Source organism: Dyadobacter sp. 32 (assembly GCF_902506755.1).
In the GTDB taxonomy this organism is placed as follows: Bacteria; Bacteroidota; Bacteroidia; order Cytophagales; family Spirosomataceae; genus Dyadobacter.
In genome coordinates this window covers 3,739,342-3,751,791 of sequence record NZ_LR735258.1, presented here as the reverse complement: position 1 = coordinate 3,751,791, position 12,450 = coordinate 3,739,342, and the positions used below count along the sequence as shown (strand labels likewise).

General features: G+C 44.8%; 10 protein-coding genes and 1 riboswitch. Of the genes, 5 read left to right on the top strand and 5 right to left on the bottom strand.

The features are described 5' to 3' along the window. The first annotated feature begins 375 nt into the window (after positions 1-375). The gene (locus DYADSP32_RS15325; RefSeq protein WP_149241918.1) at positions 376-1,854 is read left to right on the top strand and encodes an arginine decarboxylase; all 1,479 of its coding nucleotides are present in this window, start codon (positions 376-378) and stop codon (positions 1,852-1,854) included. A 231-nt stretch (positions 1,855-2,085) separates the two neighbouring features. On the opposite strand, the gene DYADSP32_RS15320 is transcribed toward DYADSP32_RS15325, so the two are convergent. The 5 genes from DYADSP32_RS15320 to DYADSP32_RS15300 form a co-directional block, all read right to left on the bottom strand. Next, positions 2,086-2,625, bottom strand: coding sequence for an HAD-IIIA family hydrolase (locus DYADSP32_RS15320; RefSeq protein WP_149241919.1), 540 nt, complete (start codon positions 2,623-2,625; stop codon positions 2,086-2,088). 159 nt (positions 2,626-2,784) lie between these two features. Further along, positions 2,785-3,810: a uroporphyrinogen decarboxylase gene (gene hemE / locus DYADSP32_RS15315; RefSeq protein ID WP_149241920.1), complete on the bottom strand. Its 1,026-nt coding sequence runs from the start codon at positions 3,808-3,810 to the stop codon at positions 2,785-2,787. A gap of 75 nt (positions 3,811-3,885) precedes the next feature. Further along, complete coding sequence (locus DYADSP32_RS15310) at positions 3,886-4,200, bottom strand: PIN domain-containing protein (protein ID WP_149244829.1); 315 nt, start codon at positions 4,198-4,200, stop codon at positions 3,886-3,888. A gap of 102 nt (positions 4,201-4,302) precedes the next feature. Next, positions 4,303-4,524 (bottom strand): hypothetical protein, encoded by a 222-nt coding sequence (locus DYADSP32_RS15305; protein ID WP_149241921.1) that lies wholly within the window; start codon positions 4,522-4,524, stop codon positions 4,303-4,305. Positions 4,525-4,747: 223 nt separating this feature from the next. After that, complete coding sequence (locus tag DYADSP32_RS15300; protein ID WP_149241922.1) at positions 4,748-7,222, bottom strand: TonB-dependent receptor; 2,475 nt, start codon at positions 7,220-7,222, stop codon at positions 4,748-4,750. A 118-nt stretch (positions 7,223-7,340) separates the two neighbouring features. Further along, positions 7,341-7,436: riboswitch (TPP riboswitch) on the bottom strand. A gap of 187 nt (positions 7,437-7,623) precedes the next feature. Here DYADSP32_RS15300 and rocD point away from each other — a divergent pair. The 4 genes from rocD (at position 7,624) to DYADSP32_RS15280 (ending at position 12,381) form a co-directional block, all read left to right on the top strand. Continuing rightward, entirely contained in the window at positions 7,624-8,895 is a 1,272-nt protein-coding gene (gene rocD, locus DYADSP32_RS15295) for an ornithine--oxo-acid transaminase (RefSeq protein ID WP_149241923.1), read from the top strand. Between the two features lie 72 nt (positions 8,896-8,967). Continuing rightward, positions 8,968-10,371, top strand: a complete 1,404-nt coding sequence (locus DYADSP32_RS15290; protein WP_149241924.1) for a S41 family peptidase — start codon at positions 8,968-8,970, stop codon at positions 10,369-10,371. Positions 10,372-10,480: 109 nt separating this feature from the next. Then, a complete protein-coding gene (locus tag DYADSP32_RS15285) occupies positions 10,481-10,732 on the top strand; it encodes a GlsB/YeaQ/YmgE family stress response membrane protein (protein ID WP_149241925.1) in 252 nt (83 codons plus the stop codon). Between the two features lie 116 nt (positions 10,733-10,848). After that, a complete protein-coding gene (locus DYADSP32_RS15280; RefSeq protein ID WP_149241926.1) occupies positions 10,849-12,381 on the top strand; it encodes a GH3 auxin-responsive promoter family protein in 1,533 nt (510 codons plus the stop codon). Positions 12,382-12,450: the final 69 nt, after the last annotated feature.

Sequence of the window (12,450 nt, the reverse complement as noted above, 5' to 3'; positions counted from 1 at the left end):
ATCAAATTGTAATATATTGAGAAATATTTTTTCTGTTAATCTTATCTCCGCAGGCATGAGTCTGGGGCTGTAAGTTAACAGGTAAGTAAATTTAGGCACAATGGCATGCGTAAAACAATCAAAATAACATTAAGCGGGCGATTTTGAGTATGAACTCTGCCTATTTGAAGATCAAGTGGTTGTAGAGGGAATGATTTATAAATGAAACGTGTTTGGAAAAGACACATTTTCTACCCAATTTTCAGACCTTTTTCTGCTACACAGATGGCGATTTTGCCTCTGTATGCTTAAATCTTGTAATTGAAGAGAACAAATTGGGGTTATACCGGCATAATTACTAACACATTTAAACAGCAATCCGCGCAAAATACATAAATGAAAAGCTACATTGACCTGATTCAGCAAACGTTCGAGTTCCCTACGATGGAGTTTAACGTTGATAATAATGAATTGCTGTTCAACAATGTGCCACTGATGGACATCATCAAGGAGCATGGTACCCCTTTGAAAATCAACTATCTGCCTAAAATTGGCGAGCATATCGCAAACGCGAATATGTTTTTCAAGAACGCTTTTAAGCGGCACAATTACAAGGGGAGTTACACTTATTGCTACTGCACTAAATCTTCACATTTTAGTTTTGTGCTGGAAGAAGCACTCAAGCACCATATTCATCTGGAAACTTCGTCTTCCTTTGACATTCCCATTATTCGGGAGTTGTACCGCAGAGGCAAGGTGACTAAATCCACATACATTCTTGCCAACGGATACAAGCGCCCGCGCTACACCCAGTATCTGAGCGAGTTGATCAATGAAGGCTTCAATGTGATTCCGATCCTGGATAATCTCAAAGAGATTGAATCGTATGAGCAGCAGGTAACGGCGGATACGGTCAATTTTGCCATGCGTATCGCTACGGACGAGGAGCCGAATTTTGCGTTTTACACTTCCCGTCTGGGTATCCGCTATAACGATGTGCAGCAGCTGTACAAGGAAAAAATTGAACCGAATCCCCGGTTTAAGCTAAAAATGCTGCACTTTTTTATCAATACGGGTATCAAAGACAGCGCTTATTACTGGAGTGAGCTTACCCGATTCATGTTCAAATACTGCGAAATGCAGAAGATTTGTCCTGAACTGGATAGCATTGATATTGGAGGCGGGCTTCCGATCCAGACTTCGTTGCAGTCCAATTACGATTACCAGCAAATGATCGATGAGATCATCGAAAATATACAATGGATCTGTAATAAGAACAATGTGCCCGTTCCGCATATTTTTACAGAATTTGGCAGTTACACAGTAGGGGAGAGCGGTGCAGTGATCTATGAGATCATTGATAAAAAGCTTCAGAATGACAAAGAGCTTTGGTACATGATCGATGGCTCTTTTATCACACAGCTCCCCGATTCCTGGGGTATGAACCAGAAGTACATCATGCTGCCGGTCAACAACTGGGATAGCCCTTACCAGAAAGTTAACCTGGGAGGTCTTACGTGTGATTCACAGGATTTCTACAACAGCGAAATGCACAGCGCCGACTTGTACATGCCTATTTTTGAGGATAATGAAAAGCAATACATCGGGTTTTTCCATACCGGGGCTTATCAGGAATCATTGGGTGGCTATGGCGGTATTCAACATTGCCTGATCCCGGCGCCGAAGCATGTATTGGTGGACCGTGATGAAGAAGGCAAAATCACCACCAAAGTGTTTGCGGTGGAACAAAATAGTGATTCCATGTTGAAGATTCTGGGCTTCAAGGATGAGTCCTACGTCACTTCGGAGCCAAAAGAAGAGCAGGAAACGGCTACCATGGAAAAGGAAGAAGAGCTGGTTGAAACAAAAATTTGATGATTGATATAACGTTCTTTGAATGAGTTCGTTAATTACTTTAAACGACGAGCTCATTCACAAACGTTTTATTTTTAGTTTATTTGCAAATAATATACCGTCTTCCATGAAAAAAATACTTTTCCTGATCGCTATTGTTGGAACATTTGCGGTTGCATCTTGTACCAAGCATGCATGCCCGGCTTATGGATCAGCCCAAAAAGCTCCTCAATCCGTTCAGTCTGAAAGAGTTTAGAGAGCAGTTTCTACAATAATATTCGCAGCGTCAAAAAGATTTCCCGCTGTGAAATCCCCTATTGAACTTACTTCGCCGGAAACGATCTGAATCGTTTTTAGCCCGGCTTTCCTTCCTGCTTCCATATCCCGATCCCGGTCTCCCACCATCCAGGATTGAGCTGGGTCAATCTTATATTTGGCCATGGCCTTCTCAATCATGAGAGAGTCGGGCTTCCTGGAAAGAGATCGTCCTGTAAATTTTTCATGGTCCGGCGAGAAATAGAGGTCGTCCAAGCTTCCATCAGAAGCTTTTTGCATTTCCTCATGTATAGCAAACACCAGATCGGCGCCGTAAAGGCCTTTGGCAATGCCGGCCTGGTTGGTAATTACGATCAGTAAAAAACCCGCGCTTTTGAGTAGGCGAAGTGCTTCAGGCACGCCCTCAGGTATGATCAGGTCATCCAGATTAACGAGATAGTCACCCAATTCTTTATTGAGTACGCCATCGCGGTCAAGAAAAACGCATTTTGTTTTGGGGGTAGGGGCTTGGGGCATGGGTTGGACTACGAGGTTACACAGAGAAACACAGAGCTATTTAAAAGAGAGCCACAGAGGAAGCTGTTGAAAGTAAAGAGCCACCAATGTAAATCGCTGAGAACCCACGCGGTGTCCGCTCCTGTGTCTCCATGAACTTCTGTGACCTTTCAACTTGATCTACGATGAAAACTCCTTCACGGCCTCTATGAAGCACCGCACTTTATCGGGCTGCATATCCGGGTACACGCCATGTCCCAGGTTGGCAATGTAACGTTGCGTGCCAAATAGATCCACCATTTTCTTCACTTCGCGGCGAATTTGCTCAAAGGAAGCATACAGCACACAAGGATCCAGGTTTCCCTGCAGTGTTTTGTTGGGAATCAACTGGCGTGATTCGGTGATATCCATATTCCAGTCGAGGCCTACTACGGAGCAGTTCAATGCGCCTATTTCAGCTCTTGCAAAAAAGGCTCCTTTCGCAAAAACGGTAAGCGGCACTTCGGTAATGGCGTCACAGATCTGCTTGATGTAAGGCAACGAAAAGGTGCGGTATTGATCAGGCGATAGAATTCCAGCCCATGAATCGAAAATCTGAAGCATATCTGCACCGGCTGCTACCTGGGCCTTTAGGTAAGCAATGGTGCTATCTGTAATTTTTTGCAACAACAAATGGGAAAACTCGGGATCCGCGTACAGGTGTTTTTTTGCAACGGAAAAAGTCTTGGAGCCTTTGCCTTCTGTCATATAGCAGAAAATCGTGAAGGGCGCTCCGGCAAAACCAATCAATGGAACCCGTCCATCGAGTCCTAGTTTTGTTAGCTTAATGGCATCCAATACATATTTAAGATCTGATTCCGGTTCAGCAATATGAAGTTTATCCAGTTGGGCAGTTGTATTCACTGTACTCGGGAATATCGGGCCACGCTGTTCGGCCATTTCATACGGCAGGCCCATTGCTTCTGGAATCACCAAAATATCCGAGAATATAATGGCGGCATCCACGCCCAATAAATCCACAGGCTGCAATGTAACTTCCGCAGCCATTTCAGGCGTGGTAGCCAGTGTGATAAAGCTGCCAGCTTTTGCGCGTACAGCCCTGTATTCAGGCAAAATACGCCCGGCCTGACGCATCATCCACACAGGCGTGCGTTCGGTTTTCTCACCCCGGGCCGCACGTAGTAAAAGGTCATTTTTCAAATTCATGCCGCAAAGGTAACCAGAAAGTGGATTGCTAGGCAAAACGGATGGGTCGAGTTCATGATTTACTTAACAAAAATGCTACAATATCGAAATCCCGATATTTGTGAACTTCTGTATCCTCTGGAAATCTGAACGGTTATAGGTGTAGAATTTTGTAGGCGTAAGACTTTCTGCCAAAGCCGTATGTACACAATCATTAATATGCTTAAAGCCTACTTTTTTAGCAAGATCCAAGGCTCTTATTATATTTGTTTGCGTCACAACAGCCAGCTCAAGTGAAGATAGAAATGAGAGTTTGATTTCTATTTCATCATTGGAAAGGCCAAATCTTGCAAGCCCATAACCAACCTCCTGAATAGTAAGCGTCGACGTAACAAAGGTTGATTTACTTATAGCTTTAAAACAAGACTTCTGGCTTCTTCATGTTTGTCTGTATCCTGAATTACCAGAAAATTGAAAATCACATCTGAATCGAAATACTCCACCATCAACCATTTATGTCATTAACAATGGAATTAAAATCGATGGCTTCAGAAACCCGTTTTGGCGGATATTTTTTTCCAGTTCCAAAAAGCGGTAAATAGGATCAAGAACTTCGCCCGGCTCCTCGGATGAAACAGTTATTGTCAGCACTTCTTCTCCTCTAAACAAGCTTTTTATATCAGTAAGAAGGCTTGTGGTGACCTCACTCGCTTTTATGTGGTATGTGGCTTGCATACGATGGGTAGGTTAGTAAAGTCTCTCAGCTCAGAATCAAAACTAAATATAATAATTTATTAGCTATAACATACACATTTGAACATTACCGAAAAGACAGAAAAATCCAATCGCAGCGATTCATTAAGCGCCAGCCGCACTGCTTGATACACGCTGTCAAACGCCACGCCCAAACAGCATGGCTACCACACTCCATGAACTGTGCGATTGGATTAACAGAGGCTTAAAACTTAAAATTCACCCCTACCAAGAAATTCGTTCCTGCCTGAGGGAAATAGAAATTTTCCTGAATCAGCCCTGGATTAGGTTGATTTTGCGTTTTTTCCGGATAATAGCCGTAAGTATAGCCATTGGACTCATATAGTTCGTTGAAAATGTTATTAACGAGCAGGTTGACGGATATTTCTCTGAGCCAGGCAGGTTTTAGGGTCCAGGACAGCCGGATGTCATTGGTGAAATATGCGTCCAGTTTGCGGGTTTCGTCCGAAGTATTATCCAGGTATTGCTTACCTACGTATTTGCTCAGTAAGGCTATTTCCAGATTTTGATGTGGACTGAATGTAAGCTGGCTACCCGAGATCACATTTGGCGAAAAGGATATATTCGATTTTCCATGATCAACCGTCCGATATTCGTAAGTGTCATAGTCAATGATGTATTCAGTAAAATTCTGGATCTTATTCTGGCTGAAAGTTACATTTACATTCCATTTTAGCTTTTTACTGATTGCCACAGCACCTTCCAGCTCCACGCCTGTCCGGTAACTTTTAGGGACATTCACCCGCGTTGCGCTGCCTACGTCATTGATCTGCCCGGTAAGCACAAGCTGGTTCTTGTAATGCATGAGGTAATAATTGGCCGATGCTGCCCAAATCCCGCGCTGTGTCCTGAATCCCGCTTCGACGTTCTGCATCATTTCCCCTTTTGGGAAAAGATCGGCAGAGGATGAAGTGAAGTCATCCCGGTTCGGTTCCCGGTTTCCAATGCTGTAAGAGGCATAGAGGGAACTTTCATCCATGAGTTGATACGTAAAGCCTGCCTTAGGGTTGAGGAAGTTATAGTTTTGGTTAAAAGCAAGATTTACAAGATCATTGTCAACACCATTGAGTGTGTAGCCAACTTTACGGTACTGCAGGTCGGCAAAGGCGTTTATCTTACTGGTAAACTGATAATACAGTTTTCCGTAAATGTTGAAATCCGTTTTTTTGCCTTTGTTCAGGTAATACTGATGCTCATTTTCAATATTTCCCGCATTTCGTGCCCAGATAATCTGTCCGTAATGGTCACCATCATATTCATTCAGCCCGCCACCAATACTCGCCGTCAGTTTTTTGAAACTATTGAAATCGAGCGAAAAGGTACTTCCATAGAAGTAATTGTCGAGCCACCTCCGGCGGATCAGGTCAGTCCTTTTCAGCGTATCCGAGCCCATTATTACATCAGGTAAATTGTAGTCGCTATACTTGGCCTGGGTTCTGTACTGCTCATAATGGCCCAGCCCCCGTACGAGAAAGGCGTTCAGATTCAACGTCCATTTGTCGGTGAAGCTATGTGAGGAAACCAATTGATAATGGTCCTGACGGTAATTATCCACCTCGTTTTTGTAGGTGTATGAATTGTACGTGCGGTCTCCAGATTTCAGCAGGTTTTCCGAATCTTTTTCACTAAGCTCATTGCGGTCAATGTACGCCTGAATGTCGGCTTGATCACCTCTGAGTTTTGCTTCCGGAACGCCATTCCAAGCCTGGTACGTCCTTTCCTTGCCCGAAAACACATTCACTCTAACAAAACTTTTTTTGCCAAAATAAGCGCCTGATAAATAGTAAGAATGAAGCTCCGAAGAGGCCCGGTCAACAAAACCGTCTGATGAAACCCTGGACAGCCGGGCATCCACGGTAAATTTATCCTTCAGTAATCCGCTGCCGACTTTCAGCGTATTTTTGAAAGTGTTGAATGAGCCGAAGGAATTGTTCAGTTCGGCATAGGCTTCTTTTCTGAAAGCATTGGTGCTGACATTCACCGAGGCGCCAAAAGCACCGGCACCATTGGTTGAAGTGCCCACACCGCGCTGGATCTGGATACTGCTTACAGATGAAGCAAAATCGGGCATATTGACCCAGAAAACGCCCTGGCTTTCAGCATCATTGTAGGGGATTCCATTTACGGTTACATTAATACGGCTTGCATCCGAGCCTCTGATGCGTATTCCGGTATACCCGACACCGCCACCGGCATCGCTCGTACTGACCAGGGACGGTGTGAAGTTCAGAAGCACCGGCAAATCCTGCCCCAGATTTTGCTTCTCAATGGCCTCGGCGCGCACATTGGTATAGGCCATGCCCGCTTTGTCATTGATCCGTGTGGCACTGATGATCACTTCATCTGCCTGAAATGTATTTTTGTGCAATTTAACATCCAGTACTTCGCCTGATTGGGTTAAACTTATTTTTTGGGTTTCGTAGCCGACGTAGGATATTTCTAAAAATGAAACGTTGGCTGAGACATTCCGGAGGGTAAATGCGCCGTTGGCATCGGAACTGGTACCGCGGATATCGCCGGCTCTTACAGATGCGCCTGGTAAAGGCTTTCCATCGTCAGAATCGGTAATCCGGCCCGAGAAATTGTTTTGTGCCAAAACGGGTAAGGCAATCATTGTGCTGAAAATCAGCAGATAAAGATAGGTCGTAACTTTTCGCATTGCGATAGTGAACTGGTTACGAACAGGCAAGGGGCCACCTATCCTTTTGGTAAAATAAAAAAAAGTTGAACAGTTGTAAATGATAACACCAGGATTGCCGGGCCCGGCAGGTCTAAGCGCTATGATTTACTTCTCTCCCTTCGCCGGCATTATCCGGATCAGGTAATATGGGTATGATCTCAGCCCGTTTGGTAGGGCACCCCTTTGAGATTAACGATGCAAAGTTAGGTCAGGAAAGCTGAGGATTCAACAATAAATGAGAATTATTGTTGAATGCCGGTTTTTATCCCCTTTTGCAACATCCTGCATTTTTGACCATAATCCGGCGAAACGGTCTGAAATAGTGAGCTTTTATGTATTTTTACCCCTTTAATCCAACTCACAAAGACCGACGTACATAAATGGCTCATTATACAGACACGATCATGCCGGAAGCCATCAACAAACATGCTTCACAAAATGCCATTGAACTTGAATATAAATATGGTGCTCACAACTATAAACCGATGCCGGTTGTATTAGCCAGGGGGCTGGGCGTGCACGTTTGGGACGTCGAGGGCAAGCAATACCTTGATTTCTTATCTGCTTATAGTGCTGTTAGCCAGGGTCATTGCCATCCGGCCATCGTGCAGGCAATGATCGATCAGGCTCAAAAACTTACTTTGACCTCCCGTGCCTTTTACAATGACAAATTGGGTGAATGTGAAAAATATCTTTGTGGGTATTTTGGATATGACAAGGTGCTGATGATGAATTCGGGTGTGGAAGGAGGTGAGACGGCGCTGAAACTAACTCGTAAATGGGCTTATAAAATAAAGGGAATTGCGCCCAACAGGGCCAAAACAGTATATGCCTCTGGTAATTTCTGGGGGAGAACCCTTGCCGCGATTTCCTCGTCAACAGACCCGTCAAGCACAGATGACTATGGGCCTTTTTTGCCCGGCGCGGTAATTATTCCTTATGATGATCTGAATGCACTGGAAGATGCTTTTAAACGTGACCCCGATATTGCAGGCTTCATGGTAGAGCCTATTCAGGGTGAAGCAGGGGTGGTGGTACCGAAAGAAGGTTATTTGAAAGGTGTGCGGGATTTGTGTACACAATACAATGTGCTTTTCATTGCCGATGAAGTACAAACCGGGATTGGACGTACAGGAAGGCGTCTCGCATGTGACTGGGAAGGGGTGAAACCCGATATTCTGGTGCTGGGTAAAGCTTTATCAGGAGGTACAATGCCGGTTTCTGCGGCCTTTGCCAGTGATGAGATCATGCTCACGATCGCTCCGGGAGAGCATGGCTCGACCTACGGCGGCAATCCGCTGGCGTGTGCGGTAACCATGGCTGCCTTAAAAGTTGTCGAAGATGAAAACCTTGCAGACAATGCAGAAGTGATGGGCAATATATTTCGTGACCGGGTCAATCAGCTTAAAGAAAAGTGTACGCTGATCGAGCTGGTACGCGGGAAAGGTCTGTTGAATGCCATCGTGATCAATGATACCGAGGAGAGCTCAACAGCCATGGACCTGTGTTATCGGATGATGGAAAAGGGATTGCTTTGCAAGCCAACGCATGGCAATAAAATCCGTTTTGCTCCTCCATTGGTCATTGATGCCGACCAGATGAATCATGCCTGTGACATCATCGACGAGGTATTTCTGAATTTCACAAAATGACCCGGAGTGAAAACAGAACAATTGATCACAGCGTAACGTTATTAGAATCAATTAACTGCAATCAGAAAAAGAATGAAAAATTTACATATCAGGACGGTATTCCTTGCGCTGTCATTCGCATTATTGTTTTGGTCGTGCAGGGATAAAACGGTTGATCCTGCTACGGATACGCAAACCAATAACTGGATTCTGGAGCAAATGAAGTACTGGTATTATTGGAATGATAAAATACCGGCATCCACAGACCCTTCTCAAAAGCCTGATGTTTTTTTCAATTCCCTGCTTTACAAATACGACGCGGCTGCACGTCCTGATGGGGACCGGTTTTCGTGGATCGAAGAGAGCGCGGATGAGTTGAAAGCGTCTCTGAGCGGAGAAACGAAGACCACCGGCATGCACTACAAGTTGAATTACTACCCCACCGGGAGCACGAATGTGATACTTGTTGTACTTTACACATTGCCGGGCTCTCCGGCGGCCAAAGCCGGCATCAAAAGAGGAGACGTAATCAGTAGTATAAACGATCAAAAACTAACCGGGGCTAATTACGCCCAGCTTACCAGTGGCGACGGAGCCAAAACCTACACATTAGCAACCATTGACGAGTCGGGCCTGCTGCAGGAGAGTACTCAGAAAAGGGAGATTGTTCCTGTCACATTTCAGGAGGACCCTGTTCATTTCGATACCACGTTTCAGTACGGGAGCAACAAAGTGGGCTATCTGGTTTATCAGCAGTTTATTCCGGGGCCAAATGGGGGAAACCAAAAAGAATACGATCAGAAACTGGAAACTATTTTTGGTAAGTTCAAGTCCGGCCAGATCAACTCTTTGATTGTCGACCTGCGCTACAATCCCGGAGGATATGTAAGTTCGGCGACGACGCTGGCTAGTCTGATAGGCAAGGTGACAGCCAACGATGTATTTTATTACAAAGAGTACAATGCCAAGGTGACGGTGGAGCTGGAGAAGCGATATGGCAAGGAGTATTTTTTTGAAAAATTCGTTGCCAAGACACAAAATGTAGGCGGTCAGTTATCCAATCTGATCATTCTTACCTCGCCCCGATCGGCTTCGGCGAGTGAGCTTCTCATCAATGGTTTAAAACCCTTCATGCCTGTGACGCTGGTGGGAGGAAAAACAGTAGGTAAAAATGTAGGTTCCATTACACTGAGTGATGAAAAGGCTGGTATCAAGTGGGGACTTCAGCCTATTGTGACCAAATCTTTCAACAGTTTGAAAAAATCGGATTATTCCGTGGGATTTACGCCGGATTTTGCTGCGGTTGAGGGAGTGAAAATTTATCCCTATGGAGACCCGCACGACCCGCTTTTAGGGGAGGCGTTGTTTCATATTACAGGCTCGCGCGTGGTGCGGAAAAGTGCGGAAACACAAAGGAGCTTAGGGCAGGATGCTGTTGAAATTCAATCGAGCATTGAGAACAAAGCTGGTGGCAGTAATATGTTTTTCGACCGTTAACAGATTTCTTTTGTCATTGGATATGAATTTTCGTTCAAGAATTGTGAAAATTGGTATAGTTTTTATACATTTTGGATAAATATTCACAAAACTAAAAATTCAATTTGACATGGGAATTTTATCATGGATTATTATCGGACTCATTGCAGGAGCGATTGCCAAAGCTATACACCCGGGAGATGATCCGGGCGGCTTTTTCGTTACCATCTTAATCGGTATCGCCGGTGCTGTGGTGGGCGGGTGGGTATTCTCGCTGCTTGGCTATGGTAAGGTAGATGGCTTTGATATTGGAAGTCTTTTTATTGCTATTGTAGGGGCCGTATTGCTTCTTTTTATATACAGGAAAGTAGTAACGAAGTAGCCGGATAACTGTATTATACTGCATGGTGAGGGAAACAGGTTAAGCTGTTCGCTCACCATTTTTATTTACTAATTTTACGGAATAAGCGCTTACTTTCCCTTAACTATTGATACTGCATGAAGCTGGTGAATGATATGACGGTCTGGTTTTTAAAACGACGCTACGACAGGATCGAACAGTTTATGAAGAACCCGATTGAAACGCAGCAGCGGATATTTTCCGAGCTAATCGAAACGGCCAGGTATACGGAATGGGGTTCCAGGCACAACTATGGACAGATCAAAAGTGTTAAAGATTTTCAGAATCAGGTACCTGTGTCTGCTTACGAGGATATCTACCCGTACATTGAGCGGGTGTTGAAAGGAGAACCCAATGTACTTTGGCCATCACCCATTGAGTGGTTTTCCAAATCTTCCGGGACAACCAATGCCAGAAGCAAGTATCTGCCGGTGTCACCAGAGGCACTCGAGGAATGTCATTATGAAGGAGGAAAAGACATGATGACACTACTTATACAAAATCGGCCCGACACCCGTGTTTTTGACGGCAAAGGCTTATCCATCGGCGGAACATTACATGCCAATCCATTCGATGATTACACACAGGTGGGCGATGTTTCGGCTGTGATCATGCAGAATTTACCAGCATGGGGTGAAATCATGCGTACCCCGCCCCTGGATGTGGCCCTGATGGATCATTGGGAAAGCAAACTGGAAAAAATGGCCAAAATTTGTTCACAGGAAAATGTGACCAGCATCCTGGGTGTACCTACCTGGACCATCGTCTTGCTGGATCAGATACTTGAGCTAACGGGAAAGAAGAATTTACTTGAGGTTTGGCCCGACTTTGAGGTATTTGTACACGGGGCCGTTTCCTTTGAGCCTTACAGGGATCTGTTTATCCAAAAGTATTTTCCTTCTGATCAGGTATCTTATCTGGAAACATACAGTGCTTCTGAGGGTTTTTTTGCCATTCAGGATGATTTGAGCAAAGTGGGTGAAATGTTACTAATGCTTGATTATGGTATTTTCTATGAGTTTTTACCAATAGATGAAGTAGGGAAGGCACATCCCAGAGCATTGCTGCTGGATGAGGTAGAGGTGGGGCAGAACTACGCGCTGGTCATCTCCACCAATGCAGGCTTATGGCGGTACCTGATCGGGGATACGGTTAAGTTTACATCAAAATATCCTTTCCGATTAAAAGTAAGCGGGCGTACCAAACACTTTATCAACGCTTTTGGAGAAGAGGTGATTGTTGAAAATGCGGATCATGCCATCAACGTAGCGGCGCAGAAATCGGGTGCCCTGGTAGCAAACTACACGGCGGGACCTGTATACATGGGCGATGGATCCCGGGGAAGGCATGAGTGGGTGATCGAATTTACCAGAAACCCTGAGGATCAGAATCTTTTCTTCCAAACGCTCGATGCTGCTTTGCGGGAAGTGAATTCAGACTATGACGCCAAGCGTTACAAAGATCTGGCATTGATGGAGCCTTTGATTCATTTTGTCCCGGCGGGTACTTTTTATGCCTGGATGGGTAAACGGCAAAAGCTGGGAGGGCAGAATAAAGTACCTCGCCTAAGCAACGACCGCCAGTATCTGGATGATCTGCTGGAGATGATTTTAAATGAGCCTAAAACGTAAGATTTTACCACCCATGTTAAAATTATTTTTTCCGGAATATTAAACATGAACCGGGAAGATATACCCGGA

What these genes read in the sequence shown, in the direction of transcription:
- DYADSP32_RS15280 (WP_149241926.1), top strand. Translation starts at nt 10,849, where the DNA reads ATGAAGCTGGTGAATGATATGACGGTCTGGTTTTTAAAACGACGCTAC.
- rocD (WP_149241923.1), top strand. Translation starts at nt 7,624, where the DNA reads ATGGCTCATTATACAGACACGATCATGCCGGAAGCCATCAACAAACAT.
- DYADSP32_RS15320 (WP_149241919.1), bottom strand. Translation starts at nt 2,625, where the DNA reads ATGCCCCAAGCCCCTACCCCCAAAACAAAATGCGTTTTTCTTGACCGC.
- DYADSP32_RS15305 (WP_149241921.1), bottom strand. Translation starts at nt 4,524, where the DNA reads ATGCAAGCCACATACCACATAAAAGCGAGTGAGGTCACCACAAGCCTT.
- hemE (WP_149241920.1), bottom strand. Translation starts at nt 3,810, where the DNA reads ATGAATTTGAAAAATGACCTTTTACTACGTGCGGCCCGGGGTGAGAAA.
- DYADSP32_RS15290 (WP_149241924.1), top strand. Translation starts at nt 8,968, where the DNA reads ATGAAAAATTTACATATCAGGACGGTATTCCTTGCGCTGTCATTCGCA.
- DYADSP32_RS15325 (WP_149241918.1), top strand. Translation starts at nt 376, where the DNA reads ATGAAAAGCTACATTGACCTGATTCAGCAAACGTTCGAGTTCCCTACG.
- DYADSP32_RS15300 (WP_149241922.1), bottom strand. Translation starts at nt 7,222, where the DNA reads ATGCGAAAAGTTACGACCTATCTTTATCTGCTGATTTTCAGCACAATG.
- DYADSP32_RS15285 (WP_149241925.1), top strand. Translation starts at nt 10,481, where the DNA reads ATGGGAATTTTATCATGGATTATTATCGGACTCATTGCAGGAGCGATT.